The following is a 25,439-nucleotide window of genomic DNA, read 5'->3' as shown; positions in this document are numbered from 1 at the left end:
CGCGCGGCGACCTCGGTCAGCGACGGCGCAGGCTGCCGCGCTCCAGCCGCCACAGCAGATCGCGCCACGGCGTGGCCGCGGTGGCCATGCCGGCGGCCACGCCCAAGGCATCGGCCAGCGCATCCAGCGGATCGGCCGAGCGCGTGGTGGTCCAGGCGCCCTGCGCGAACTCGATGCCCACGCCCAGCGCCAGCAGACCCAGCGCAGCCCAGGCCCAGGCGCGTGGCCCGGCATAGACCTGCACCGCCGCGGCGGCCAGCAGCAGGTAGGCGATGAAGTGCTCGGCCTTGTCGCTGTCGGGCAGGTCCGACAATTGCGGCGGGTGCGGCATCATGCACACGTAGATCAGCACCGCGATGCCCAGCCACCACAGGCCCAGCCACAACCAGGGCCAACGGAAGGCGCGCACCGCCGCCATCAAAGCCGCCAGGTCAGGTCGCCGGACAGGAACGCCGGTGCCAGCGACACGTCGCGCTCGAAGCCCATCACCTGGAAGCGCTCGCCCATCTCGCTGGGCAGGGTCAGCCGCTTCACCTGCTGGCGCAGACGCAGTTGCGCGGCTTCGTCGCCGCGCGCCTCGGCCTCGGCCAGCAGCGCGTCCAGGCCGTTGCCGAGCAGGAAGCTGGCCTGGTTGCAGTAACCGGCCAGATCGAAGCCGGCCCCGGTGCCGGCCTCGGCCAGCGCGGTGAAGTCCACCGACGCGGTCAGGTCCTGCAGGCCCGGCCAGCGGTACGGGTCGGCGTGCGTGCGGTGCCGGTAAAACGCGCGCAAGGTGCCGTCGTCGCGCTCGGGCAGATAGAACTCGCGGCGCGGATAGCCGTAGTCCACGAACAGCATCGCGCCGCTGCGCAGGCCGCCGGCCACCGCCTGGATCCAGTACGGCAACTGCGGCAGCAGCTCGGAGCGGTAGCCGTCGGCGAACGGCACCTGCAGATAGCGCTCGATGTGCCGCACCGCCGCCGCCAGCAGCGGGTCGGCCGGCTGTTCGCCGCGGCGGAAGCGGCCCTCGCCGTCCAGGGTCACGGTCTCCTCGAACACTTCGCCGTCGCGCAGCGCGAAGCGCGGCGTCGGCAAGGCATCGATCACCTCGTTGGCGAACAGCACGCCGTTCCAGTCGTCGTCGAACGGCCGGTCCAGCCACTCCACCAGGTCGAACACCGGCGGGATCAGCGTGCGCGCCAGGCGCTCGCGCTGGCGTTCGCGCAGGTCAGCACTGGGTTCCAGGATCGCGTAGCGCTCGGGCAACGCATCCAGCGCCAGCAGGCGCTTGAGCATGACCTCGGCGAAGGCGCCGCTGCCGCCGCCCACCTCCAGCATGCGTGCCTGCGGCCCCAGTTGTTGCAGCACAGGCGCCAATGCATTGGACACGGTCGCGGCGAACAGCGGCCCCAGTTCCGGCGCCGTGACGAAATCGCCCTCTTCGCCGAACTTGCTGCTGCCGGCGCTGTAGTAGCCGAGGCCGGGCGCGTACAGCGCCAGCTCCATGAAACGCGAGAAGGGAATGGCCCCGCCGGCGGCGGCGATCTCGGCGCGCACATGCGCGGCCAGGCGCTCGCTGTGGGCCAATGCGGTGGCATCGGGCAAAGGAAGGTCGGTGGGCATGCGGTGCCGGATTGCGTGGACAATGCACAGCATAGCCGAGCATGGAACCCGTACATGACCCAGACCAAAGTCGCCCTGATCACCGGCAGCGCGCGGCGCATCGGCGCCGGCATTGCCCGGTGCCTGCATGCGGCCGGCTACGACGTCGCCTTGCATGCGCACACCTCGCAGGCCGAGCTGCACGCACTGGCGCAGGAACTGGAAACCGTGCGCGCCGGCAGCACATTGACCCTGCAGGCCGATCTGCGCGACACCGCACGCCTGCCCGAGCTGGTGACGCAATGCGTGGCACGCTTTGGCCGGCTCGATGCGCTGGTCAACAACGCCTCCAACTTCTATCCCACGCCATTGCATGACGCCACGCCAGCGCAGTGGGACGACCTGTTCGCGGTCAACGCGCGCGCCCCGCTGTTCCTGGCGCAGGCCGCGGCCCCGCAGCTGCGCCAGCATGGCGGCGCGATCGTCAACCTCACCGACCTGCACGCCGAACAGCCGCTGCGCGCGCATCCGCTGTACAGCGCGGCCAAGGCCGCCCTGGCGATGCTGACCCGCTCGCTGGCACTGGAACTGGCACCGCAGGTGCGGGTCAACGCCATCGCCCCCGGCGCGATCCTGTGGCCCGACGCCGGCAAGGACGCCGCCGCGCAACAGGCACTGCTGGCACGCACCCCGCTGGCGCGCACCGGCCAGGTCGAGGAAATCGCCGAGGCCGTGCGTTGGCTGCTCGACGACGCCAGCTTCGTCACCGGACAGACCTTGCGGCTGGATGGGGGGCGCGGGCTGACGTGACGAGCCGGGATTGGGGAGTCGGGATTGGGGATTCGCTGTGAAGCAGGGATTCGGGATGTAGGGATTCGGGATTCGCTTCAGGCAGCAGCAACGGCGAGAGCGCATCGGGTATCCGCTTTTGCGAATCCCCAATCCCGAATCCCCAATCCCCACTACTCAACCAACTCCACCACCTCGAACGCCTTGCCATGCTCCGCATGCGCCTGCCACAGCGCACCAAGGCGTTGGCCGCTGACCGGGTCGACGAAGTCCGCGGCGATGTCGGCCAGCGGCTTGAGCACGAAGGCGTGGCGCAGCTCGGGGCGGGGGATGCGCAGGTGGCCGGGCCCTTCGACGATGCGATCGCCGTAGAACACCACGTCGATGTCCAGGGTGCGGTCGCTGAAGCGCGGGCCGCTGCGGTCGCGGCCGTGCGCATCCTCCAACGCGTGCAGCCAGGCATCCAGCGGCGCCAGCTCCCAATGGGTCTGCAGTGCCACTGCGTTGTTGAGGAACGCCGGCCCATCGAAACCGACCGCTGCGGTGCGATAGGTCGGCGACACGACGATCGCGCCGAACTGCCGGCGCAGCGCCGCGATCGCCGCGGCCAGGTGGTGATGCGGGCGCAGGTTGCTGCCCAGGCTCAGAAGCACAATGGTCATGCACTATTCGCGCATGCCGCGGCCGCGAGCGTCAACCGGCAAATGCGCTCGCCACCACTGCGCCGGGTCGCTGCCGACTGCTTCGCCCGTTGCGCGCGATAGAAGATTCATCGGATGCGCGCTGCGAACATGACGATGCATGCGAAGCGCAGGCCTTCGGACGGTAAAGACGACACGCCCGTCGTCTCACCCTAGAGAACGTCACCCCGGATCGACCGTTCCCGGCGCCAGCACCGACGCTCGCGCCTGTGACCACGCGACAACACGCCCGAGAGTTCAGCGCGCGACCGCGCGTCACGCCGGAACGGATGGCCCGGCCTCGATGCCGAGCGGAATCCTCATCGCCCGTCGCGGCTCCAACGCAGGTCGCGCAGGGCGGGCCTGTCTTCTGCTGCAGCGAATGACCCCACGGGACAGCCCGCGACCATGCCATGGCGTAACCGCGCGGGGCCGATACCCACGCGCTGCAGGTCGCATCACCGACCTCGGCTCATGCCCAACCAGACCAGCGTGCTATCGCAAAACGACACCCTGGCAGCCCATCACACCTTGCTCACAACAGCCCTAAAGGTCTCTGCTTACCCGCCGATACGTGAAGAGTTCGTCAAAAATTGACCTCATTTTGTAAACAAATTGGCTTTACTTCACTAGTGTTTCAGATTTGTTCATAAATGCAGTCAGTCGGCAACTTGTTCATTCAAATCAAACACCTCCATCCTCCCAAGGACCCGTAATGGCACTCGTGAAACATTCCCAGAAGCAAGCCACCAGGGCGTCCGACGGCCCGCGTGCGACCACCACCCGCGATGCCGAAGCGCAACGCAAGCGCGCCCGCACCCTGGCCAAGCAGCAGCAGGCCGCCGAGCGCATCGCCGCGGCGACGACGCAACTGGCCTCGGGAATCAACGAGGCCGCCGCGGCGGCCGAAGAACTGAAGCGGGCCTCCGATCAGATCGCCGCCGGCGCGGAAGAGGCGAGCAGCGGCGCGCAGGAATCATTGGCCGCCTTCAAGCTGATGGACGACGCCATCGCCCGCCAGCGCCACAACGCGGACCTGAGCCAGGCGCGGGTGGAATCCACGCAGGCGCTGGTGGCACGCGCCAACACCGACATCATCAGTCTGGTCGCCAACGTCGGCTTCGTCGCGCAACGCCAGGCCGCCTCGGTGCAGCGGGTGCAGGAACTGGAGCAGCAGGCCGCCAACATCGGCGACATCGTCAAGGCGGTGGTACGCATCGCCGACCAGACCAACCTGCTGGCGCTCAACGCCGCGATCGAGGCGGCCCGTGCCGGCAAGCATGGCAAGGGCTTTGCCGTGGTCGCCGACGAGGTGCGCACGCTGGCCGAGACCTCGGAGAAGAGCGCCAAGCAGATCCAGGACCTGGTCGGACAGATCCAGCAGGAAGTGAAGGTGGTGGCCGAGGGCATCAACACCTCCGCGACCTCCATCGAAAGCGAAGTGGCCAAGGGCCGCACGATCACCGAACAGCTCGAGCAGATCCGCAAGGACGCCATCGAGGTCGCCGCCGGCGCCACCGAGATCGCCAATGGCGCGCAGCAGTCCGCCAGCGCCACCCAGCAGGCGCTGAAGGGGTCGGAGAACATCGCCGCGGCGGCCGAGGAGCAGTCGGCGGCGGCCGAGGAATCGGCCAAGACCGTGGCCGAACAGTCGCGTGCCCTGAGCGAGTGCGAGCAGACCACGCAGGCGCTGTCGGAACTGTCCGAGGACCTGAAGAGTTCCACCGATGTGGCCAAGAGCGCCGAGGAAGTGGCCTCGGCCGCAGAAGAGCTGTCCTCGGCGGTGCAGGAGATCAACCGTTCCAGCGCGCAGATCCTGACCGCGATCGACCAGATCCGCCGCGGTGCGCAGGTGCAGGCGGCCAGCGTCGAAGAAGCGGCCACGGCGGTCGCGCAGATCGAAAGCGGTCTGACGATCGCGCAGAACCGCGCGCAGACCAGCAACGAGCGCGTGATCGCGATCAAGGCGCTGATGGCGGTCAACAAGAGCGCGGTCGATACGCTCATCGCCGGCATCGGCCAGTCGGCCGAAGCCACCCGCATCAGCATCCGCCAGATCACCGAACTGGAGCTGGTGTCGCGGCGCATCGACAAGATCGTCGACGCCATCACCACCGTCTCGATCCAGACCAACATGCTGGCGGTCAACGGTGCGATCGAAGCCGCACGTGCCGGCGAGTTCGGCAAGGGCTTCGTGGTCGTGGCCACCGACATCCGCAACCTGGCCCACGATTCGGCCGAGAACGCCGACCGCATCAAGGACCTGGTGAAGGCGGTGCAGGACCAGATCGGCGTGGTCGGCCGCGACCTCAACGAGATCGTCACCACCACCTTCAACGAAGCCGAAAAGGCCAAGGTCAGCACCGCCAACCTGATCCAGATCGAGACCGACATCACCGCCGCGGAAGCCGGCATCGCCGAGGTGCTGGCCAGCGCCAACGACATCGCCACCGCGATCTCCCAGGTGCGGACCGGCATGACCCAGATCTCGGCGGCGGCGCAGCAGGCCGAAAAAGCCGCCAGCGAGTCCGCCGCCGCCGCCCAGCAGCAGTCGCAAGGCACCGAAGAACTGGCCGCCGCCATCGAGGAGATTTCCTCGCTGGCCGACGAACTGCAAAGCGCGTGAGCGCCAGCGAGGGTCTTATGAGCAACGATCCTTCTTCGCAAGCCGCCGCGGCTGCGCGAATGGACGACGACGCGTCGGACGCCGAGGGCGCCGGCACGTCCAGCGGGCGCCTGTTCGTCACCTTCCTGGTCGGCAGCGAGGTCTTCGCGGTGGACATGGCGCCGGTGCAGGAAATCATCCGCGTCCCGGACATGGTCCGCGTGCCGCTGGCGCCGCCGGCGCTGGACGGCCTGGCCAACCTGCGCGGCCGGGTGCTGCCGATCATCAGCCTGGCGCGCGTGTTCGGTCTGCCCGAACGCCCGGCGGACGACAGCTCGCGCGCGGTGGTGATCGACCTGGGGCAGCCGCTGGGCTTCGTGGTCGACCGCGTCGCCAGCGTGGTGGAGGTGCAGCCGGATTCCATCCAGGACATCGGCGAGATCAGCGCCACCGTCAACAGCGAGCTGCTGTCGGGCCTGCTCAAGGACGTGGGCGGGCACCAGATGGTGATGGTGCTGGATTTCGCCCGCCTGATCGCCAGCCAGTTCGGCACCATCGGCGCGCTGGTCCGGCATGCCGGCAGCGCCGGCTTCGTCGAGGACGCGCGCGACGAGGAAGACGACGCCAGCAACGATCAACTGCAGTTGGTCAGCTTCGAGGTCGCCGGGCAGGAATACGCCATCGGCATCGAGCAGGTGCAGGAAATCGTGCAGGTCCCGGAACACCTGGTCCAGGTCCCGCACTCGCAGCAGCACGTGCTTGGCGTGATGACGCTGCGCCAGCGGCTGCTGCCACTGGTGTCGCTGCGCAGCCTGTTCGGCCTGCCCAGGCAGGGCGTCAACGAACGCAGCCGCATCGTGGTGATCAACAGCGGGCACCTGTCCGTCGGCGTGGTGATGGACAGCGTCAAGGAAGTCCTGCGCGTGCACCGGAGCGCGGTGGACCAGGTCCCGGCGCTGCTGGCGCGCGGCGGCGACATGGCCGAGATCAGCCAGATCTGTCGCCTGGACCAGGGACAGCGCCTGGTGTCGATCATCGAAGCGAGCAAGTTGTTCGACCACTCGAAGATAAAGGAAGCCCTGCACATGGATCTTTCCCGCCAGAACGACGCCGCCGACGAACTGCTCGACGAGGAGATCGACGACGAAGAGCAGGTGGTGGTGTTCCACCTGGACGCGGAAGAGTTCGCCGTGCCGATCGCCAGCGTGCAGGAGATCGTGCGCGTGCCGGCGGAACTGACCCGGGTTCCGCGGACGCCGGCCTTCGTCGAAGGCGTGATCAACCTGCGCGGCGCCGTGCTGCCGGTGATCGACCAGCGCCGGCGGCTGGGCCTGGCCCGCGTGGACCGTGACGACCGGCAGCGGATCATGGTGTTCCTGCTCGGCGGCGTGCGCACCGGCTTCATCGTCGATGCCGTCACCGAAGTGCTGAAGCTGCCGCGCCAGGCGATCGAACCGGCGCCGCAGCTGAGCGAGGAGCAGGCCAACCTGATCACCCGCGTCGCCAACCTGGAGAAGCAGCGCCGCCTGATCCTGCTGATCGAGCCGGAGCGGCTGCTGCCGCACAGCGACCTGCAAGCGCTGGAACACCTGAGCGAGGCGGCGTGATCAAGCTGCTCATCGTCGACGACTCGGCGCTGATGCGGCGCAAGTTGTCCACCCTGTTCGAGCAGGCCGGCGGCTTCGAGATCCGCCTGGCGCGCAACGGCAGGGAAGCGGTCGAGGAAAACCGTGCGTTCCTGCCGGACGTGGTGACCCTGGACATCAACATGCCGGAAATGGACGGACTTACCGCCCTGTCGCTGGTGATGGCCGAGCGCCCCACGCCGGTGGTGATGCTCTCCTCGTTGACGGTGAAAAGCGCGCTGGCCACCTTCGAGGCATTCGCGCTGGGTGCGGTGGACTGCGTCGCCAAGCCGGACGGCACCATTTCGCTGCACCTGGAGCGGATCGAAGAAGAACTGCTGAGCAAGGTCAAGCAGGCCGCGCGCGCGCGGCCGCGGACAGCGCGCGCCACGCCGGCGCCCAAGCCGAAAGCGGCGATGCCGGTGCCCAAGCCGGCCGCCGCACCGCGGCGCGAAGGCGGCCTGGTGCTGATCGGGGTGTCCACCGGCGGGCCGCGCACGCTGGAAGACATCCTGCCGCTGCTGCCGGCGGACTTCCCCTGGCCGGTGCTGATCGCACAGCACATGCCGGCGGCGTTCACTGGCCTGTTCGCGCAACGCCTGGATCGCATCTGCGCACTGCAGGTACACGAAGTGGCCGAACCGATGCCGCTGGTGCCCGGCAACGTCTATATCGCCCGCGGCGGTGGCGATGTAGTGGTGAGCAAGCGCCGCGACCAGCGCGTGGCCCTGCCGCAGCCGGCGCATCCGCAGCACCTGTGGCATCCATCGGTGGAACTGCTCGCGCGCTCAGCCCTGCAGCACTACCCGGCGCGCGAATTGGTCGCGGTGATGCTCACCGGCATGGGCCACGACGGCGCCGAGGCGTTCGCCGAGATCCATCGCGGCGGCGGGCTCACGGTCGCCGAATCGGAGGAGTCGGCCGTCGTGTTCGGGATGCCGGAACGGCTGATCCAGCAAGGCGGCGCCGATCGGGTGCTGCCGGCCAACCGGATCGCCAAGCAACTCGTCGAATGGCTTCACTAACAGGATTCCCCCGATGCCGCTGATTCCTTCCCGCGCCGCCCTCCCCACCGACAGCGGAACCGACTACGCCGACCTGCTGGCGCAACTCGCTGCCGACTCGGCAGCACAGCGCCGTACTGCCGCCCGTGAATTGCAGGCGCACCCCGATGCCGCCGCAGCGCTGGTCGCGCAGTTGCAGAACGAGAGCAGCCCCAGCGTACGCGAAGCGATCCTGCTGACGCTGGCACACCTGCGCGATTCGGTTGCGCTGCAGGGTCTGGTGGACTGCCTGCGCAGCGAAGACGCCGCGCTGCGCAACGAAGCCATCGCGGCGATGCAGCAGTTGCCGGAGGAAGTGGCGCCGCTGATGAGCCAATTGCTGACCGACCCCGATTCGGACGTGCGCATCTTCGCGGTGAACATCCTCGAATCCTTGCGCCATCCGGAGATCGAGGGGTGGCTGCTGCAGGTCATCGAGCAGGACGCGCACAGCAACGTCTGCGCCACCGCGGTCGACCTGCTCGGCGAAGTCGGCAGCGCGCGTGCGCGCGGGCCGCTGCAGCGGCTGAAGCAACGCTTTCCGGACGACCCGTTCATCCGCTTCGCGGCCGACCTCGCCCTGCAACGCCTGGAAGCCCCGTGACATGAGCATGTCGCTGAGCGACGCGGACTTCCACAAGTTCCGCGAATTCTTCTACCGCAAGACCGGCATCCGCTTCGACGACAGCAAGCGCTACTTCGTCGACAAGCGCCTGCTGGACCGTATCCGCGACACCGACAGCGGCGATTTCCGCAACTATTTCGTGACCCTGCGCTTCGAAGCCTCCGGGCAGGAGCTGCAGACGCTGACCAACCTGATGACGGTCAACGAAACGTACTTCTTTCGCGAGGAGTATCAGTTCCGCTGCCTGGTCCGGTCGCTGATGGAGGAGATCGTCGCGCGCAAGACCGATCGCAAGCCGATCCGGATCTGGTCGCTGCCGTCCTCGTCCGGCGAGGAGCCCTACTCCATCGCGCTGTACCTGCTCGAGTACTGGAACCGCATCAACGACTGGGACGTGGAAATCATCGCATCGGACATCGACACCGCGATCCTGCGCCAGGCGCAGCAGGGCCTGTTCAGCGCACGCTCCATCCAGCATCTGCCCCCCAGCGTCCTGCAGCGGTATTTCGAGAAACAGGCCGACGGCTTCCAGCTCTGCGACGACGTGCGCGATGCGGTCCGCTTCACCCGCGTCAACCTGATGGATGCGGACGACGTGCGCGGCCACGACAGCTTCGACGTGGTGTTCTGCCGCAACCTGCTGATCTATTTCGACGACCTGTCGCGACGCCGGGCCGCGGAGACCTTCTACGAGGCGCTGGTGCCGGGCGGCTTCGTCTGCCTGGGGCATTCGGAGTCGATGAGCCGCATCTCGTCCTTGTTCCGCGTTCGCAAGTTCCCCGAAGCGATCGTCTACCAGAAGCCCTTGGAGGACCGGTGAAACGCATCCTGATCATCGACGACGCCGCGACCGTGCGGCTGTATCACCGCAGCATTCTGGAAAGCGCCGGGCACGGCGTGGAAGAAGCGATCAACGGCATCGAGGCGCTGGAGAAGGCCTTGTGTGCGCCCTACGACCTCTACCTGGTCGACGTCAACATGCCCAAGCTCGACGGCTACGGCTTCCTGCGCGAACTGCGCGACCAACCGATTCCGCAGGCGCCGGCGCTGATGATCTCCACCGAGTCCGATCCGATCGACGAGCGCAAGGCCTACGCCGCGGGCGCCAACTTCTATCTGGTCAAGCCGGCCAAGCCGGAAGAACTGCTGATCTATGCCGGCCTGCTGCTCGGGGAGATCGCCGCGTGAATCCCCTGCTCGCCCAGTTCATCGCCGAGTCGCGCGACCTGCTGCAATCGATCGGCCATCATCTGATCGAGATGGAGCTGGCGCCGGACGACGACGCCCTGATGAACGAACTGTTCCGCATGGTGCATACCCTCAAGGGCAACAGCGGCCTGTTCGAACTGCCCGGCATGACCTGGCTGCTGCACGCGGCCGAGGATCTGATGGATGCGGTGCGCCACGGGCGCGTGGCCTACTCGCGCGACCTCGCCGATACGCTGCTCGAGGCGATGGACGAGGTCGCGGCGCAACTGGACCTGCTCGAAGAGGGCGCCGAACGCATCGCCGAGTCCGCGGCCACCCGGCAGCTGGCGGCGGGACTGCGGGCCCTGATGGACACCGACACCGCCCACGCCCGGGTGACGACGGCGCACGACGCGCCACACGTGCAGGGCGCACAGGACACCGAGCCGAGCGTCGATACGCAGCTTCAGGCCGAACTGCAGCAGATGCCCGAAACGCTGCGCATGCAGCTGTTCCGCGAGGCCGGCGCCGGCGCGACGCTGCACTGGGTGGTGTACCAGCCCGAACCGGATTGCTTCTTCAAGGGCGAGGATCCGCTGCACCTGATGCGGCAGATCCCGGACACGCACTGGACGCGCGTGCAGCCGCTGGCGCCCTGGGCGCCGCCGACCGAACTGGACATCTATCGCTGCCAGGTGGTGTTCCAAGCGCTCAGCAGCGCCAGCGCCGAGGCGTTGGACCACCTGTTCCGCTATGTCACCGAGCAAGTCGTGCGGCACCCGGTGCCGGCAGCGGCGCTGGTCGTGGCGCAGGGACAGCCTGGCGCCTGGGCCGACGATGCGGCATTCCAGCAGGACGCGCTGGCGGTGCTGGAGGGCGGCGACCTGTCCGCGTTGCGCCAGCACGTGCAGGCACGCCTGGAGCAGTGCCCGGAAACCTCGTGCAGCGCCTCGGCGTTGCGCTGGCTGGACCTGCTGCTGGACTGCGCCGTGCCCGATGTGGCGCTGTTGCGGCGGGTGCTGCAGCAAGACGATACGGTCGCGCAGAGCGCTGCCGCTGCCGTCGCCCTGTCGCCCGCGCAGCAGGTCGCCTTGCGCAACCTGATCCAGGCGCAACGCCAGATCCTGGGCCAGGCCGATCCGCTGTCGCCGGGCAGTCTGCTCGGCGTCGGCGCGACGCTGTCGGCCTGCTGCGCCGCCAGCGGCCAGACCGCACTGCAGCCGGCGCTGACCGATGCCCTGGACATGAGCCTGGTCAGCCACTCGGCACAACCGCTGCTGGACTGGCTGGAGCGCCATGCCCGGCAGTTGCCCACAGCCGCCGCGGCGACGCAACCCGACACGCCACCCGCTGTGGACGCAACGCCCGTCGTCACCCGCGACGCGACGCCCGCGCTGCCTGCAACGACGACGCAACCCGCCGATACGATCGCCGCGCCAACGGCGCCATCATCGGGTGCCGACGCCGGCGCACGGCGCAGCGAAGAAGGCGGCCAGGGCTCGCGCATCCTGAAAGTCGACCAGGCCCGCATCGATCGGCTGATGGACCTGATCGGCGAGATCGTGGTCGCCAAGAACGGGCTGCCCTACCTGGCATCGCGTGCCGAGGAGCACTACCGCGTGCGCGAACTCGGCCGCGAGATCAAGGCGCAGTACGCGGTCATCAACCGGATCGCCGAGGAGTTGCAGGACGCGATCATGCAGGTGCGCATGCTGCCGCTGTCGTTCATCTTCCAGCGCTTTCCGCGCCTGGTGCGCGACATCTCGCGCAAGCTGGGCAAGGAGGTGGAACTGGTGATCGAGGGCGAAGACACCGAGGCCGACAAGAACATCGTCGAAGCGCTGGCCGATCCGTTGATCCACATCCTGCGCAACAGCCTCGATCATGGACTGGAAACGCCCGAGCAGCGTCGCGCCGCCGGCAAGCCGGCGGTCGGGCGCCTGTTGATCCGCGCCCAGCAGGAAGCCGACCGCGTGCTCATCGAGATCAGCGACGACGGCCGCGGCATCGACCCGCACGTCATCAAGCGCAAGGCGTATGCCAAGGGCCTGATCAGCGAAGCGGCGCTGGACAACCTCAGCGACGTGGACGCGCAACGGCTGATCTTCACACCGGGCTTTTCCACCGCCGAGACGGTGTCCGACCTGTCGGGCCGCGGCGTGGGCATGGACGCGGTCCGCTCGGCGATCGAGAAGGTCAACGGCAGCATCGGCCTGGACAGCACCCCGGGCAAGGGCACGCGCCTGCGCCTGACGCTGCCGCTGTCGATGGCGGTCAGCAACGTGATGGTGATCGAGACCGCCGGACAGATCTTCGGTATCCCCATGGACCAGGTCGTGGAGACCGTGCGCGTGCCGCAGTCGTCGGTGCGCACCATCAAGCAACAGCGCACCGCCACGCTGCGCGACCGCATCGTGCCGTTGGTGGCCCTCAACGACCTGCTGGCGCTGGACGCGCCGCCACGCCCGAACGCCGATGACGCGCTGGCCACCCTGGTGGTGCGCGTGGAAGGCGAAAACGTCGGCATCCTCGTCGACGACTTCCGCGCCACCACCGACATCCTCCTCAAGCCGATGAGCGGCGTGCTTGCCGGACTCGGCGGCTACGCCGGCTCGGCCCTGCTCGGCGACGGCTCGGTGCTGATGGTCCTCAATCCCAAGGAGCTGCTCTGATGCCCATCGCGTATCGCAAGCGCTCCGCCACCCTGGCCGGCGTGGTCAGCGTGGAAGACGCCGAAACGCTGCTGGCGTGGCTACAGGCCAACCGCAATGCCAAGCTCAATTGCGCCGACTGCGAACACCTGCATACCGCGGTGCTGCAGGCGTTGATGGCGACGCAGGCCGGCGTGTCCGCCTGGCCCAAGGACTCCCAATTGCGGCAATGGCTGCATTCCGCCCTCCATCCCTGATTCAAGGAACCCCCACCCAATGTCCAAATCCATCCTCCTTGTCGACGATTCAGCCACGATGCTCATGAGCCTGCGCAGCAGCCTAGAGCTCTCCGGCGGATTGACCGTGGAGACCGCCAGCGACGGCGTGCAGGCGCTCAAGCGCCTGCGCAGCGGGCCGCGCCCGGACCTGATCATCACCGATATCAACATGCCCAACATGGACGGCCTGGAACTGATCCGCCAGGCACGCCAACTGCCTGGCTTGCGCTTCACGCCGCTGCTGGTACTTAGCACGGAAAGCCAGCAGACTCGGCGTGACGAAGCCAAGACCCTGGGCGCGACCGGCTGGCTGGTCAAGCCGGTCGCCCCCACCGAGCTTCTGCAGGTGATCAAACAGGTGCTGCCCGGCGCATAGCCGAAAGGACGCTTCTCCCATGCTAGCTCCCGCTTCCTCTCCCGATCCGCTGGCGCGCTTCCGACGGCACCTGCTGTGCGGCCTCGCCGTGCTGGTGCCCTGGCAATGGCTTGGCTGCTGGCTCCTGCTCGGCCATGCCAGCGGCCGTCCGCTGCTGCAGGCCACGCTCGCCGCCAGCATCGCCGTGCTCGGCGCCGCCGTACTGGCGCTGTGGCTGTTCCGGCTGCCCTTCGCAGGCTGGCGCGAACTGAAAGCGAGCGCGTCGCAAGGCCGCGTGTTGGCGCACAACCAGCGCGTCGACGCCGAGGCCGGGGCGAAACTGGATGTGGCGATGCACGAGCGCCTGCAGGACGTGATCCAGGAAACCGAGCATTCGGCCTTGAACATCCTTCGCAAGCTGGAGTCGCTGCGCAAGCATTCCGATGAACTGCTGCAATACCTGCACAACTCGGCGCACAACAACGTGAGCCTGCAGGACGATATCGTCGCCAGCACCAAGCTGATCGAGGAAACCGGCGAGTTTCTTCTGGCGCTGCCGCAAATGCTGTCCAACGAGTACGCCAATGTGCATCGGCTGGTGGACGAGATCGGCGCGCTCGGCGATCTGGTCAAACTGGTGCGCGAAATCAGTGCGCAGACCAACCTGCTCGCGCTCAACGCGTCGATCGAGGCGGCCCGGGCCGGCGAAGCCGGGCGCGGCTTCGCGGTCGTCGCCGAGGAGGTCCGCAACCTCGCCAACCGCTCGGCCAACGCGGCGCAGTTGGTGCAGAAGAACATCGAGCAGGCACAACGCCTGGCGATGGACAGCTTCGCCCTGGAAAGCCAACTGAAGGAAAGCGTGCCGCTGCGCAACGCCTGCAAGCTGGCGAGCACCGTCGCGGAACTGCGGGCCAGCTATGTCGACCTGCGGTCGTTCCACAACACCCTGACCGCCAACGCCACAACGCACAACCAGGAGCTGGCCAACGGCATCGTCGATCTGCTGGGCGACATCCAGTACCAGGATGTGGTCCGGCAGCGGCTGGAGCGCATCCAGACGGTGCTGCAGCAGCGCAGCAGCGGCGACGTCGGCGACCCCAGCGCCCTGGTCGCGCAGTACCTCAGCCAGGACGGCCACCACGCGCGCTACGGCCAGGCCGGGGTGCAACGCATCGAGCTGTTCTGATGGATGTACAGGGCGCCCTCAGCCCGCTCCGGGCCGCCCGGTTGCCGCCAGCAACGGTAGCCAAGTCAGAGCCACCCCGCATAGAATCGGGACGTACCTGGTTTTTGGCAGCGCCATGACATATTGCGTCGGCATCGAAGTGGACGAAGGCCTGGTCTTCGCCGCTGACACGCGTACCAACGCCTCGCTGGACGACGTCCGCGTGCACCGCAAGCTGCACGTGTTCGAGTATCCGGGCCAGGCGGTGTTCGCCCTGATGTCGGCCGGCAACCTGGCGACCACGCAACTGACCCTCTCGCGCCTGCAGCGCGACGCCGACGATCCCGACGCGCCGCGCAGCCTGCGCACCTTCCGGCATCTGTTCGAGGTCGCCGAGTACGTCGGCGAAGTGCTGGCGTCAAGCCAGATCAAGCTCTCCGAGCAGTCGCAGAACAGCGGCGTCAACGTGCAGTCGACGCTGATCCTGGGCGGGCAGATCGCCGGCGAACGGCCCGGGCTGTACATGATCTATCCGCTCGGCAACGCCATCGCCACCTCGCCGGAGACGCCGTATCTGCAGATCGGCGAATCCAAGTACGGCAAGCCGATCCTGGACCGCATCATCCGCTCGGAAATGCAGTTGGAGGACGCCGCGCGCACTGCGCTGGTGTCGCTGGACTCGACGATCCGTTCCAACCTGTCGGTGGGCATGCCGATCGATGTGGCGCTGATCCGCCGCAACGACCTGCGTGTCACCGAGCGCATGCGCCTGGAAGCCGACACCCCGCTGTACGCCGAGATCCACGACACCTGGTCGCGCAAGCTGGAAAACGCCGTGCGCACCCTGCCGCGCTTCCCCTGGGAACCGGCGCTGGCCGCCGACCACGACGACACCGCCCGCGACACCCTGCCGCCCCTGCCCCCGCGCCGCGCCCCGGCCCGCCGCGACCCGGAAGACCAGTCGGCGCAGCAGTGAAAGGCCGGGAGTCGGGAATCGGGATTGGGGAATCGTAAGCGGAGCGCGACGCCTCCGTTCCGATGTACGGAGTATGCCGGCGCTCATGTCATTGCAAGTTGCAATGCACGGCGGCTGCCTTTCGGCTCGCGGTCCCAACGTCTCGGCCATGAATAGGCAATGAGAAAATCGGGACTCGAGCCCCGACATCCTAGCCCTTGCGCGGGAAGCGCAATGGCCACCGAGGCGACGGCCGCTTGCTGTTGCCTTCCTATTCCCGATTTCTCAGCAACAGCGGGCCACAGTTGCTGTTGCCTTTCCCATTCCCCATTCCCGCATCCCCAATCCCAGCTCCTCAACCGCTTTCAAGGGCATGCGCCACCGCACGGAACACGCGCTGCATTTCCAGCGGCTTGCGTAGGACGTGCACGGCGATGTCGGTGGGGAAGTGGTCGCGTTCCAGGTGGGTGCCGGTGTCCTCAAGCACGATCGCCGGGCCCTGGTAGCCCAGGTCCTGCAGCGCCAGCAGCAGGCGCACCGCCGACAGCAGGATGATGTCGCTGTCGACGATCATCAGATCCGGCAGGCCATGCTCCTCGACGTCGCGCAGCGCGGCGGCGCCGTCGGACGCCAATTGCGGACGATAGCCCTGGCTGGACAGCGCATTGCCGAGCAGCGACAGCCGCGTGGCCTCGCCGTCGACCAGCAGCACGCGCTGGCCCTTGCCCATCGGCAACGACAACTCCGGTTCGGCCGATGGCGCCGTCGCGCGCAGCGGCATCAGCATTTCGAAGCAGGTGCCCTCGCCCGGCGTGCTGTCCACGCCGATCTGGCCGCCGTAGCTCTCGACGATGCGCTTGCACGAGATCAGGCCCAGGCCGGTGCCGTCCGGCTTGGTGGTGAAGAACGGGCTGAACAGCCGCGCCTGAGTCTCCGCGTCCATGCCGATGCCGCTGTCGCGGACCAGGATGCGCACCTGCTCGCTGCCGTCGGCGCCGATCGCCGGCGTCGCCGACAAGCTCAGCTGGCCGCCGTCGGGCATCGCCTGGATCGCGTTGAGGCCGAGGTTGAGCAGGCACTGCTGCAGCTCGGTGTAGTTGGCCTCGATCGACAGTGTCGGATCGGCCACATCCACCTTCAGCGTCACCCGCTCCGGCAGGCTGCTCTTGAGCAGCATCTGCACCGCCTGGAACAGCTCGGCCAGGCGCACCGGCTCGCTGGGCGTGCGCGAGCCGCGCACGAACGACAGCATCGACTCGGCCATCTCATGGCCGCGCCGGCCGCACTCGGCGATGACGTCGGCCAGGTGCCGCAATTGCGGATCGTCGCTGCGCCCGACGATCAGTTCCGGCACGATCAGCAGCGGCTGCAGGATGTTGCGCAGGTCGTGACTGAGACCGGCGGCGAGCAGGGCCAGGCTCTCGAGCCGCTGCGCGCGCATCAGTTCGCGCTCCACCCGCTGCCGCTCGCGTTCGGTGCGGGCCTCGCGGATCGCGCGCGCCACCGCCGACGGCAGACGCGTGGGGTTGTGCTTGATGATGTAGTCGTTGGCGCCGTCGCGCAGCGCCTCCACCGCGGTCTCCTCGCCGATGGTGCCGGAGACGAAGATGAAGGGCACCGCGTTGCCGTCCTCGCGCACCACCCGCAGCGCCTCGTGCCCGGAGAAACCGGGCATGCTCAGGTCCGACAGCACGATGTCCGGGGCGAACTCGCCGAGCGCCTCGCGCAGCGCCGGCTCGCTTTCCACGCGGCGGAACACCGCCTCCAGGCCGGCCTCCAGCAGCTGATCGGACAGCAGCTCGGCATCCTCCGGCGAATCCTCCACCATGAGGATCCGGATCGGGCCAAGCCTGGGGCCGGTGGTGGGCATGCGCGCTTACTCTTTGTCCGGCGCCTGGTTGATCAGCGCCCAGAAGGTCCCCAGGGTCTTCACAGCGGTGAAGAACTGGTCCACGTCCACCGGCTTGACCACATACGCATTCACGCCCAGGTCCCAACTGCGGGCCAGGTCGCTTTCCTCGCGCGAGGACGACAGGATCACCACCGGCAAGCGCTTGAGCGACTCCTCGCTGCGCACCAGCTTGAGCACTTCCAGGCCATCCATGCGCGGCATCTTGATGTCCAGCAGCAGCACCGCCGGCAGGCCTTCCTCGCGGTCGGCGTAGGCGCCGCGGCGCAGCAGGTAGTCCATCGCCTCCACGCCGTCCTCGACGTGCACGATGGGATTGGCCAGGCGCGCGTCGCGCAACGCATCCACCGCCATTTCGGCGTCGGCGGGACTGTCTTCGGCAAGCAGGATGGTGCGGATGGCGGTCATGCGATGAACTCGGTAGTGGGCGCTTCGGGCGCCGGAGGCAGGACGAAATGGAAGGTGGCGCCCTGTTCGGGGGCGGACTCGGCCCAGATATGGCCGCCATGGCGGGTCAGCACGCGACGCACGCTGGCCAGGCCAATGCCGGTACCGGAATACTCGCTGGCCTTGTGCAGGCGCTGGAACACGCCGAACAGCTTGGCCGCGTAGGTCATGTCGAAGCCGGCGCCATTATCGCGCACGCTGAAGTGATGGCTGCCGTCCGGCTGCACCTGATAGTCGACCTGGATCTGCGCGACCTCGCGCTTGGCGCTGTACTTGACCGCATTGCCGAGCAGGTTCAGCCACAGCTGCCGCATCATGTTCTCGTCGGCGACCAGGATCGGCAACGGCGCGATGGTCCACTCGATGCGGTGGCCGCTGTCGCCGTGGTCGGACTGGTAGTTGGCGTCGAGCACCGAGCGCGTCTCCGCCACCAGCGACTGCATGTCCACCGCCTGCAGGCGCAGCGCGCTGCGGCCCAGGCGCGAGTACACCAGCAGGTCGTCGATCAGCGAGGCCATGCGCCGCGCCGAAGTGCCGATCACCTCCAGGTAGTGCCGGCTCTTCTCGTCGGCGCCGTCGCCCAGGTGGCGGGCCAGCTTGTCGGCGAAGCCGGCGACGTGGCGCAACGGCGCGCGCAGGTCGTGCGAGACCGAGTAGCTGAACGCCTCCAGTTCGCGGTTGACTTCCGACACCTGCTCGACCTTGCCCTCCAGCTGCCGGTTCAGCTCCTGGATGCGCTGCTGCGCGGTTTTCTGCAGGGTGATGTCGCTGACCGTCATCAAGACCACTTCGTCCTCGCTGTCCGGCAGCGGCATGCGCCGCGCATTCAGCAGCATGGTCCTTGGTACGCCGTCGGCGCCGACTTGTTCGTGCTCGAAATCCCACAATTCGCGTCCGCGCAACAGCACGTCGGCCAATCGCTGCACGATCACCGGATCTTGCCAGACGCCGTCGCCGACGTCGGCGAGCAGCTTCGGCGGATCCGCCAGGTCCATGCCGTACAGTTCGGCGAAGGCGGTGTTGTGCATCAGCATCCGCTGCCCATTGTCCAGGAGCACGATCGGCTCGCGCACGGTCTGCAGCACCGCCGCGGCGCGGCCGTTGGCGCGCAGCATGTGGCGCTCGGCGTCCAGGCGCCGGCCGATCTGCCGTTGCAGCAGCCAGATCACCAGGCCCAGCAGCAGGAGCTGCACCACCAGCGAGGTCCAGCTCATCATCGAGGCGAGCATCCGACGCTGCTCGGCGTCGGCGGTGCGCTCGCTCAGCAGTTCGTCCTCGCGCCGCTGCAGCTCGGCGATCAGGCCGCGCACCGGATTGTCGGCGGTCATGTCCTGGATCAGCGCGCGGATCCGCTCCGGATCGCGCGCCTGGGCGATGCGCTCGGCCAGCAGGGCGCGCCGTTCCAGCGTGCTCTGCAGGCGGCCGATGCGGATCTGCTGGTCGGGATTGTCGCGGGTCAGTTCGGCCAGGTGGGCCATGGTCGGCTGCAACGACGCGCGCGCCTCCTTGAAGCGCGCGGTCAGGATCGGCGACTGCACGCCATGCGACATCGCCATCGCCGCCGACTCCATGTCGCGCATGTCCGCTTCCATCGCGTTCAGCGTGGCGGTCACCTCCTGGCTGTGGCCGACCCAGTCGGCAGCGCGCAGGGTGCTGGCATTCATTTGCCGCAGCAGCAGCGAGGGCAGGATGACGATCAGGACGACGGCCAGGGCCAGCAGCGGCAGGCGCCAGCGGTCCCAAGCATCGTGTTTGGCGATGGTCTGCATAGCGGTGCGTCAGAAGAAGGAACGGCTGCGGCCATCGCGGGCGCGCATTGTCGCCCATCTTCCCCGGCAGCAGATAAATTGTTCAGCGAGCGCGCGATACCCCGATCGCGCCAGCGGCGTGGACGCGATCCCAGCCAGCACGCACGGCGGTACCGGCGGCAGGCCGCCGCCGAAGCGCCACCCGCGCGCGCCGCTCAGGGCTGGCGCGCCAGTGTAGGGGCGGCGCCGTGGGTGCCGGCCAGGGTCCAGGCCGGCATGCCGGCGCGGACCAGCAGGAAATCGGCGTGGCCACGCAGGCGGCGGCGCTCGGACTGGCTCAGGCCATGATCCAGTTCCTGCATCAGCGTCGTGAACGCCGGCCAGAAACCGGCATCGTCATGGAAAGTCGTCAACAACATGCTCAACTGCACTTCGAGCCTGCGCACCGCGGACAGCAGCGGCGACGTCTGCGTGTCACGGCTGGACAGCGCAGCGCCCAGCGCTTCGGCAGCCGAAGCCGCATACCCCGCGGCCGGGTGGGGTTGGGTGTCCAACATTGCGCGCGATCCGTTGACGAACATGAAGGCATGATGTCTGAGCGGGTGTCAAAACGGCGCGAAATGCGATGCAGGTCGCGAATTTACGCCACTTCGCCCAAAAAAAAACGCACCCCGCAGGGTGCGCCATTGGCCGGTGTCGCGAGTGGGGCGCCTCGTCGCACCCCACCCGCGGCCGCGGATCGCAATGCTTACTTCTTGGCAGCGGCGCTGACCGTCAGGTCGGCCGCATCCACCTTCTTGACTCCCTTGATCTTCTTGGCAACCGCCACGGCCTTGTCCTTCTCCGCCTTGGTCGCGACCGTGCCGGACAGCTTCACCGTGCCGTTGACGGTATCGACCTTGATTTCGGTGCCCGACACGTTCTTGGTGGCCAGCAGATCGGCCTTCACCTTGGTGGTGATCCAGGTGTCGGTGACCGGCTCGTTGGAGTCGTGGTGGCTGGCGTCATGGGCAGTGGTGTCGTGCTGCATCGTGTCCTGCTGGCCCATGGTGCCGTGGTCCTTGGCGCTGGTGGCCTGGCCGGCTGCGAACGCCTGGCCCGCGCCGAACGCGAAACCGGCCACCAGGGTGGCGCCAAGCAGGGTGCGTGCATTGATCGTTTTCATCGTGTCTTCCTCCGCTGAAGGTGTGCGTGCAGTCTCCCCTAGTCCGTTGTACAGGCAACGTGACCGCCGAATCGCCGTAGCGTGAATACGCAAGCCGCCGACGCAGGGCGGGCGATACTGGCGTCCCGTCGCTTCCCGCCCGCGCCCATGTCCGACTTCAATCTCGCCCTGCTCGGCTTCGGCTACGTCGGCCGCACCTTCCATGCGCCGTTGATCGCACACACGCCCGGTCTACGCCTGCATACCGTGGTCTCGCGCCAGGCCGAGGCAGTGAGCGCAGACTGGCCGCAGGCGCGCGTGGTCGCCGATGCAACGCAGGCCTTCGCCGATCCGCAGATCGACGCGGTGGTGATCGCCACGCCCAACCAGACCCACGCGCCGCTGGCGCTGGCCGCGCTGGCGCAGGGCAAGCACGTGCTGGTGGACAAGCCGTTCACCCTGGACGTGGCCGAAGCGCAACAGGTGCTCGCGCAGGCGCAGCGCGTCGGCCGCGTCGTCAGCGTGTTCCAGAACCGGCGCTGGGACGGCGACTTCCTCGGCGTGCGCGCCTTGTTGGAGGCCGGCACCCTGGGCGAGATCGCCGAGTTCCATTCCCATTTCGATCGCCATCGTCCGCAGGTGGGCGACCGCTGGCGCGAGCACGCCTTGCCAGGCTCGGGGCTGTGGTTCGACCTGGGGCCGCATCTGCTCGACCAGGCGCTGCAACTGTTCGGACCACCGCAGGCGCTGCAGGCCGACCTGGCGCTGCAGCGCCCCGGCGCGCAGGCGGTGGACTACGTGCATGCGGTGCTGCGCTATCCGCGATTGCGGGTGGTGCTGCATGCCGGTTCGCTGGTCGCGGCCAACGGCCTGCGCTTCGCGGTGCACGGCACCGGCGGCAGCTACCTCAAGCACGGCCTGGATACGCAGGAAGCGCAGTTGCGCGCCGGCGTCGCGCCGGGCGCGCCCGACTGGGGCGCCGATCCCCTGCCCGGCCAGTTGCGCCTGGTCGGCACCGATGGCACGCACGCGCTGCAGACCTTGCCCGCGCATCGCGGCGACTACCGCGAATGCTACGCGGCCTTTCGCGAGGCGATGGCCGGGCGCGCGCCCGCGCCGGTGGATGCGGCGCAGGCGCTGGCGGTGATGCGCCTGCTGGAGGCGGGCGTGCGCAGCGCCGCCTCCGGGTGCAGCGTGACGCTGGACTGAGGCGTCAGGCTGGACGCGTGCCGCCCGGCGCGGGCGTGTCGCCGCCCTCGTGCTTGATCGCATGGCCGCCGAACTGGTTGCGCATCGCCGCCAGCAACTTGTCGGCGAACGAATCGTCGTCGCGCGAGCGCAACCGCTCCAGCAACGACAGGGTGATCACCGGCGCCGGCACGTCCAGGTCGATCGCCTCGGCGACGGTCCAGCGGCCTTCGCCGGAGTCCTGGACGAACGGCGCGATCCCGGCCAGGGTCGGATTGGCGCCCAGCGCATCCGCGCACAGGTCCAGCAGCCACGAACGCACCACGCTGCCCTGGCGCCAGACCTCGGCCACCTGGTGCAGGTCCAGCGCGAATTCCTGCTTGCGCCCCATCAGCGCGAAGCCCTCGGCATAGGCCTGCATCATTCCGTACTCGATGCCGTTGTGGACCATCTTGGTGAAGTGGCCGGCACCGCTGGGGCCGACATGTCCCCAGCCGGCATCGGCGGCCGGCGCCAGGGTGGCGAACACGTCGTGCAGGCGCTGTACCGCGGCGGTGTCGCCACCGATCATCAGGCTGTAGCCCTCGCGCAATCCCCACACCCCGCCGCTGGTGCCGCAATCGACATAGGCGATGCCGTGCGCGGCCAGTTCGCCGGCGCGGCGCATCGAATCCTTGTAGTAGGAATTGCCGCCGTCGATCACCACATCGCCCTTGTCCAGCAGCGGCAGCAACGCGGCCAGGGTGTCGTCGACGACCTTGCCGGCGGGCACCATCAGCCACACCGCGCGCGGCGCCGGCAACGCCGCGATCAGCGCGGCCATGCTGTCGACCGCTTCCACCCCGCGCTGCTGCGCCGAGTTGCGCGCGGCCTCGCCCAGGTCGAAACCGACCACGCGATGCCCGCCGCGCACCAGCCGCTCGGCCATGTTGGCGCCCATCCGGCCCAAGCCTACAAGTCCCAGTTCCATGCGTCGTTCCCGGTTCGAAAAAAGGAGGATTAGGGTCTCACGAAGCGACGGCGCCGACGTGACGCGCAGCTAAGGCGCTGGTGCGGCGGCGGGCGCCGGCGCTGGCGCCTGCGCGCAATCGCGCAGTTGCAGGTCGCGCCAGCGTTGGTACAGCGTGGTGTGCAGATTGTGCAGGGTCAGCTCGACCGCGAACGGCGTGCGCGGATTGCGATCCAGCAACCGCACCACGTGATAGCCGATCGGCTTGACGCCCTTGGGATGCACATAGACCTGGAAGCCGCGGTAGAACGGATCGTCGAGCAGGGCGTCGAGTTGCGCGAGCGCCGCCTTCTGCGCCGGATCCAGGCGCGCGCGCAGCGCCGGGTCGCGCGCGTACAGCAGCCGTTCGAAGCGTTCGCGGCCCGGGCCGCGCAGCGTCTTCGCCAGTTCCCAGATGCGCCGGTTCTGTGCGTCGTAGTACGCGAAGCCGCCGTGCGCGCGCAGCGCCGCCGCCGCCTCGGCGCTGACCGCGGCGACCACGAAGTTCTCCGCCTGGTTGTTGATGTCGTCCAGATAGCGGCGCTCGAACACATGCACGATGTAGCCCGGCGCGCCGAGGAAGGCGGCACGGCCGCGCTGCGACGTCTTGACCGCCTTGCCGTCGGCGAAGAAGGTGCCGGCATGCGCGCCGAGCAGGATGCTGTCGGTGTCGTGCAGGGTCAGGAAGGTGCCGATCGACAGCTCGTCGGCACTGAACGCACGATCGAATGCGGCATCGCCGTACAGCTCGCGCTGCGTGGCCAATTGCGCGATCTGCCGGCCGACGCCGCATTCCGAGCGCACGTGGCCGCTGTAGAACGCCTCGATCGCCTGCGCATTGCCGCCTGCCGGACGATAGCCGCGGCCGAAGCTGCGGAAGCGCTCCCAGCCCTGCGCCTGCGTCCCGCGCAGGCCGAAGCCGATCCAGCCCAGTTGCAGCGCCGAGAAGCGATAGCCGGGATTGTCCTGCAGCCGTGCGACCGCGCGCGTGGTGGCCGCGCCCAGCTGCAGGAAATAACCGCACTGCGTCGCCGGCGCGTCCAGCAAGGCACGCAGCGCCTGCTGCCGTTGCGCGGCATTCCAGGTCGCGGGCAAGGCCGCCTGCAGATCGCCGTGCGCCTGCGCCTCGGCCAGCGAACCGCGTTCGCATGGCGCGCCGGCCGCAATCTGCGGTTGCGCGGCGGCGGTGCTACCGAGGCGCCAGCCCAACCGCTCCAGCAGTGCCGCCAGGCAAGCCGCGCTGGCCTGGTCGGCCGGCGCGGCCGTGGCCGTGGCCGTGGCCGCGGCACTGGCGAGCAGTGTGGCCAGCATCAGGCCAACGCTGCGGCGCAGACGCGGCATGCGAGCGAAGCGGGGTGGCTGGATCATGGAGCGGGCATCGCGAGCAGGAACGTCCGTTGGCCGCGCCGCGGCGGCGCCCGCGCAGCGTGCCGCATGGCCCGTGCAGGCATCGCGAAACCACCCCGCCGCACCGACGGCCCCGGTATTCACTCTTCCGCCATGCCCAGCGCCCCTACACTGCGGCTCCCTTGGCGCAAGCGACCCCCTGCATGCACGTGCTCGTTACCGGAGGCACCGGATTCATCGGCCGCGCGCTGTGCCCGGCCCTGCTCGCCGCCGGGTACCAGGTCAGCGTGCTCACCCGCGACCCCCCACGCGCGGCGCGGCTGTTGCCGGCGGTGCAGGTGCTGGACGACCTGCAGCGCGCCGCACCGGCCGACGCGGTGATCAACCTGGCTGGCGAACCGCTGGGCGAGGGCCGCTGGAGCGCCACGCGCAAGCGCCGCTTCCGCACCTCACGCATCGGTACCACCCGTGCGCTGATCGACTGGATAGGCAAGCTCGACGCCGCGCAGCGTCCGGGCTGCCTGATCTCCGGCTCGGCGATCGGCTACTACGGCGACCGCGGCGACGAGGTCCTGGATGAAACCAGCACGCCCGGCGACGACTTTTCCGCACAGCTGTGCCGCGACTGGGAAGCCGAGGCGCTGCGCGCGCAGGAACTGGGCGTGCGCACCAGCCTGGTCCGCACCGGCGTGGTGCTGGGCCGCGACGGCGGTGCGCTGGCGCGGATGCTGCTGCCGTTCCGTTTCGGCATGGGCGGGCGCATGGGCGATGGCCGCCAATGGATGAGCTGGATTCACCGCGACGATCAGGTCGGGCTGCTGATGTGGCTGCTGCAGCAAGGCGGCGAAGGCGCCTATGACGCCACGGCGCCGGCGCCGGTGACCAACGCCGCATTCGCGCAGCAGCTCGCCGCGACGCTGCATCGCCCCGCGCTGTTGCCGATGCCGGCGGCGGCGCTGCGCCTGGCCTTCGGCGAGATGGCCGACCTGTTGCTGGGCAGCCAGCGTGTCCTGCCGGCACGCGCGCAGCGCGAGGGCTATGTGTTCCGCTATCCGCAACTGGACATGGCACTGCGCGCCTTGCTTGCCGACTGAGGCACCGCGTCGCCACATCGCGCAACGTCGCACC

25 protein-coding genes are annotated in these 25,439 nt (G+C 68.5%); 15 read left to right on the top strand and 10 right to left on the bottom strand.

What is annotated here, in order from left to right; genetic code table 11:
• Positions 1-16: 16 nt before the first annotated feature.
• Both FHR66_RS13950 and FHR66_RS13945 read right to left on the bottom strand, forming a co-directional pair.
• Entirely contained in the window at positions 17-418 is a 402-nt protein-coding gene (locus FHR66_RS13950; RefSeq protein WP_160966811.1) for a VanZ family protein, read from the bottom strand.
• Entirely contained in the window at positions 418-1,602 is a 1,185-nt protein-coding gene (locus FHR66_RS13945) for a class I SAM-dependent methyltransferase (RefSeq protein WP_160966809.1), read from the bottom strand. Before FHR66_RS13945 ends, FHR66_RS13950 begins: the two co-directional genes overlap by 1 nt.
• 54 nt (positions 1,603-1,656) lie before the next feature.
• On the opposite strand from FHR66_RS13945, the gene FHR66_RS13940 reads away from it, so the two are divergent.
• Positions 1,657-2,391 (top strand): pteridine reductase, encoded by a 735-nt coding sequence (locus tag FHR66_RS13940; RefSeq protein WP_160966807.1) that lies wholly within the window; start codon positions 1,657-1,659, stop codon positions 2,389-2,391.
• A gap of 152 nt (positions 2,392-2,543) precedes the next feature.
• On the opposite strand, the gene folK is transcribed toward FHR66_RS13940, so the two are convergent.
• Positions 2,544-3,032, bottom strand: coding sequence for a 2-amino-4-hydroxy-6-hydroxymethyldihydropteridine diphosphokinase (gene folK / locus FHR66_RS13935; protein WP_160966806.1), 489 nt, complete (start codon positions 3,030-3,032; stop codon positions 2,544-2,546).
• Positions 3,033-3,524: 492 nt separating this feature from the next.
• Between folK and FHR66_RS21115 the strand changes: the two genes are divergently transcribed.
• The 12 genes from FHR66_RS21115 (at position 3,525) to FHR66_RS13880 (ending at position 15,561) form a co-directional block, all read left to right on the top strand.
• Positions 3,525-3,647, top strand: coding sequence for a hypothetical protein (locus tag FHR66_RS21115; RefSeq protein ID WP_456361763.1), 123 nt, complete (start codon positions 3,525-3,527; stop codon positions 3,645-3,647).
• Between the two features lie 127 nt (positions 3,648-3,774).
• On the top strand, positions 3,775-5,676 hold the full coding sequence (locus FHR66_RS13930) for a methyl-accepting chemotaxis protein (protein WP_202394655.1): 1,902 nt from the start codon (positions 3,775-3,777) through the stop codon (positions 5,674-5,676).
• Positions 5,677-5,735: 59 nt separating this feature from the next.
• Positions 5,736-7,262, top strand: a complete 1,527-nt coding sequence (locus FHR66_RS13925) for a chemotaxis protein CheW (RefSeq protein ID WP_202394654.1) — start codon at positions 5,736-5,738, stop codon at positions 7,260-7,262.
• Entirely contained in the window at positions 7,259-8,305 is a 1,047-nt protein-coding gene (cheB, locus tag FHR66_RS13920; protein ID WP_160966803.1) for a chemotaxis-specific protein-glutamate methyltransferase CheB, read from the top strand. The genes FHR66_RS13925 and cheB overlap by 4 nt, the downstream gene beginning before the upstream one ends.
• A 13-nt stretch (positions 8,306-8,318) precedes the next feature.
• Entirely contained in the window at positions 8,319-8,927 is a 609-nt protein-coding gene (locus tag FHR66_RS13915; RefSeq protein WP_160966802.1) for a HEAT repeat domain-containing protein, read from the top strand.
• A 1-nt stretch (position 8,928) separates the two neighbouring features.
• Complete coding sequence (locus FHR66_RS13910) at positions 8,929-9,768, top strand: CheR family methyltransferase (protein ID WP_160966801.1); 840 nt, start codon at positions 8,929-8,931, stop codon at positions 9,766-9,768.
• Positions 9,765-10,136, top strand: coding sequence for a response regulator (locus FHR66_RS13905; protein ID WP_160966800.1), 372 nt, complete (start codon positions 9,765-9,767; stop codon positions 10,134-10,136). Before FHR66_RS13910 ends, FHR66_RS13905 begins: the two co-directional genes overlap by 4 nt.
• Entirely contained in the window at positions 10,133-12,808 is a 2,676-nt protein-coding gene (locus FHR66_RS13900) for a chemotaxis protein CheW (RefSeq protein WP_160966799.1), read from the top strand. The genes FHR66_RS13905 and FHR66_RS13900 overlap by 4 nt, the downstream gene beginning before the upstream one ends.
• The gene (locus tag FHR66_RS13895) at positions 12,808-13,044 is read left to right on the top strand and encodes a hypothetical protein (protein WP_160966798.1); all 237 of its coding nucleotides are present in this window, start codon (positions 12,808-12,810) and stop codon (positions 13,042-13,044) included. Before FHR66_RS13900 ends, FHR66_RS13895 begins: the two co-directional genes overlap by 1 nt.
• A 19-nt stretch (positions 13,045-13,063) precedes the next feature.
• Positions 13,064-13,441: a response regulator gene (locus FHR66_RS13890; protein ID WP_160966797.1), complete on the top strand. Its 378-nt coding sequence runs from the start codon at positions 13,064-13,066 to the stop codon at positions 13,439-13,441.
• Between the two features lie 19 nt (positions 13,442-13,460).
• Entirely contained in the window at positions 13,461-14,606 is a 1,146-nt protein-coding gene (locus FHR66_RS13885) for a methyl-accepting chemotaxis protein (protein WP_160966795.1), read from the top strand.
• Between the two features lie 115 nt (positions 14,607-14,721).
• Positions 14,722-15,561 carry a 20S proteasome subunit A/B gene (locus FHR66_RS13880; protein ID WP_160966793.1) on the top strand — a complete coding sequence of 280 codons (840 nt, stop codon included), beginning with the start codon at positions 14,722-14,724 and terminating at the stop codon, positions 15,559-15,561.
• Positions 15,562-15,895: 334 nt separating this feature from the next.
• Here FHR66_RS13880 and FHR66_RS13875 read toward each other — a convergent pair whose 3' ends face one another.
• From FHR66_RS13875 to FHR66_RS13855, 5 genes are all read right to left on the bottom strand, one after another.
• The gene (locus tag FHR66_RS13875; RefSeq protein WP_160966791.1) at positions 15,896-17,410 is read right to left on the bottom strand and encodes an ATP-binding response regulator; all 1,515 of its coding nucleotides are present in this window, start codon (positions 17,408-17,410) and stop codon (positions 15,896-15,898) included.
• Between the two features lie 6 nt (positions 17,411-17,416).
• Positions 17,417-17,857, bottom strand: coding sequence for a response regulator (locus FHR66_RS13870; protein WP_010343137.1), 441 nt, complete (start codon positions 17,855-17,857; stop codon positions 17,417-17,419).
• Positions 17,854-19,665 (bottom strand): sensor histidine kinase, encoded by a 1,812-nt coding sequence (locus tag FHR66_RS13865; RefSeq protein ID WP_160966789.1) that lies wholly within the window; start codon positions 19,663-19,665, stop codon positions 17,854-17,856. The genes FHR66_RS13870 and FHR66_RS13865 overlap by 4 nt, the downstream gene beginning before the upstream one ends.
• Positions 19,666-19,859: 194 nt before the next feature.
• Entirely contained in the window at positions 19,860-20,201 is a 342-nt protein-coding gene (locus FHR66_RS13860; protein ID WP_237475305.1) for a hypothetical protein, read from the bottom strand.
• A 191-nt stretch (positions 20,202-20,392) separates the two neighbouring features.
• Positions 20,393-20,809: a BON domain-containing protein gene (locus tag FHR66_RS13855; RefSeq protein ID WP_160966785.1), complete on the bottom strand. Its 417-nt coding sequence runs from the start codon at positions 20,807-20,809 to the stop codon at positions 20,393-20,395.
• A gap of 147 nt (positions 20,810-20,956) precedes the next feature.
• Between FHR66_RS13855 and FHR66_RS13850 the strand changes: the two genes are divergently transcribed.
• Positions 20,957-21,997, top strand: coding sequence for an oxidoreductase (locus FHR66_RS13850; RefSeq protein WP_160966783.1), 1,041 nt, complete (start codon positions 20,957-20,959; stop codon positions 21,995-21,997).
• 4 nt (positions 21,998-22,001) lie between these two features.
• Here FHR66_RS13850 and gnd read toward each other — a convergent pair whose 3' ends face one another.
• Positions 22,002-22,946 (bottom strand): phosphogluconate dehydrogenase (NAD(+)-dependent, decarboxylating), encoded by a 945-nt coding sequence (gene gnd, locus FHR66_RS13845; RefSeq protein ID WP_160966781.1) that lies wholly within the window; start codon positions 22,944-22,946, stop codon positions 22,002-22,004.
• A 69-nt stretch (positions 22,947-23,015) separates the two neighbouring features.
• Complete coding sequence (locus FHR66_RS13840; protein ID WP_456361762.1) at positions 23,016-24,305, bottom strand: hypothetical protein; 1,290 nt, start codon at positions 24,303-24,305, stop codon at positions 23,016-23,018.
• Between the two features lie 209 nt (positions 24,306-24,514).
• On the opposite strand from FHR66_RS13840, the gene FHR66_RS13835 reads away from it, so the two are divergent.
• On the top strand, positions 24,515-25,405 hold the full coding sequence (locus tag FHR66_RS13835; RefSeq protein ID WP_160966779.1) for a TIGR01777 family oxidoreductase: 891 nt from the start codon (positions 24,515-24,517) through the stop codon (positions 25,403-25,405).
• Positions 25,406-25,439 lie beyond the last annotated feature (34 nt).

This window comes from Xanthomonas sp. F4, assembly GCF_011761895.1.
Note: the sequence above shows the minus strand (reverse complement) of the source record. Positions and strands in the feature narration are given on the sequence as shown.

Coding starts and splice junctions, on each gene's coding strand:
- FHR66_RS13950 (WP_160966811.1), bottom strand. CDS start 418: ATGGCGGCGGTGCGCGCCTTCCGTTGGCCCTGGTTGTGGCTGGGCCTG.
- FHR66_RS13945 (WP_160966809.1), bottom strand. CDS start 1,602: ATGCCCACCGACCTTCCTTTGCCCGATGCCACCGCATTGGCCCACAGC.
- FHR66_RS13940 (WP_160966807.1), top strand. CDS start 1,657: ATGACCCAGACCAAAGTCGCCCTGATCACCGGCAGCGCGCGGCGCATC.
- folK (WP_160966806.1), bottom strand. CDS start 3,032: ATGACCATTGTGCTTCTGAGCCTGGGCAGCAACCTGCGCCCGCATCAC.
- FHR66_RS21115 (WP_456361763.1), top strand. CDS start 3,525: ATGCCCAACCAGACCAGCGTGCTATCGCAAAACGACACCCTGGCAGCC.
- FHR66_RS13925 (WP_202394654.1), top strand. CDS start 5,736: ATGGACGACGACGCGTCGGACGCCGAGGGCGCCGGCACGTCCAGCGGG.
- FHR66_RS13915 (WP_160966802.1), top strand. CDS start 8,319: ATGCCGCTGATTCCTTCCCGCGCCGCCCTCCCCACCGACAGCGGAACC.
- FHR66_RS13910 (WP_160966801.1), top strand. CDS start 8,929: ATGAGCATGTCGCTGAGCGACGCGGACTTCCACAAGTTCCGCGAATTC.
- FHR66_RS13895 (WP_160966798.1), top strand. CDS start 12,808: ATGCCCATCGCGTATCGCAAGCGCTCCGCCACCCTGGCCGGCGTGGTC.
- FHR66_RS13890 (WP_160966797.1), top strand. CDS start 13,064: ATGTCCAAATCCATCCTCCTTGTCGACGATTCAGCCACGATGCTCATG.
- FHR66_RS13885 (WP_160966795.1), top strand. CDS start 13,461: ATGCTAGCTCCCGCTTCCTCTCCCGATCCGCTGGCGCGCTTCCGACGG.
- FHR66_RS13880 (WP_160966793.1), top strand. CDS start 14,722: ATGACATATTGCGTCGGCATCGAAGTGGACGAAGGCCTGGTCTTCGCC.
- FHR66_RS13875 (WP_160966791.1), bottom strand. CDS start 17,410: ATGCCCACCACCGGCCCCAGGCTTGGCCCGATCCGGATCCTCATGGTG.
- FHR66_RS13870 (WP_010343137.1), bottom strand. CDS start 17,857: ATGACCGCCATCCGCACCATCCTGCTTGCCGAAGACAGTCCCGCCGAC.
- FHR66_RS13865 (WP_160966789.1), bottom strand. CDS start 19,665: ATGCAGACCATCGCCAAACACGATGCTTGGGACCGCTGGCGCCTGCCG.
- FHR66_RS13860 (WP_237475305.1), bottom strand. CDS start 20,201: ATGTTGGACACCCAACCCCACCCGGCCGCGGGGTATGCGGCTTCGGCT.
- FHR66_RS13855 (WP_160966785.1), bottom strand. CDS start 20,809: ATGAAAACGATCAATGCACGCACCCTGCTTGGCGCCACCCTGGTGGCC.
- FHR66_RS13850 (WP_160966783.1), top strand. CDS start 20,957: ATGTCCGACTTCAATCTCGCCCTGCTCGGCTTCGGCTACGTCGGCCGC.
- gnd (WP_160966781.1), bottom strand. CDS start 22,946: ATGGAACTGGGACTTGTAGGCTTGGGCCGGATGGGCGCCAACATGGCC.
- FHR66_RS13840 (WP_456361762.1), bottom strand. CDS start 24,305: ATGCCGCGTCTGCGCCGCAGCGTTGGCCTGATGCTGGCCACACTGCTC.
- FHR66_RS13835 (WP_160966779.1), top strand. CDS start 24,515: ATGCACGTGCTCGTTACCGGAGGCACCGGATTCATCGGCCGCGCGCTG.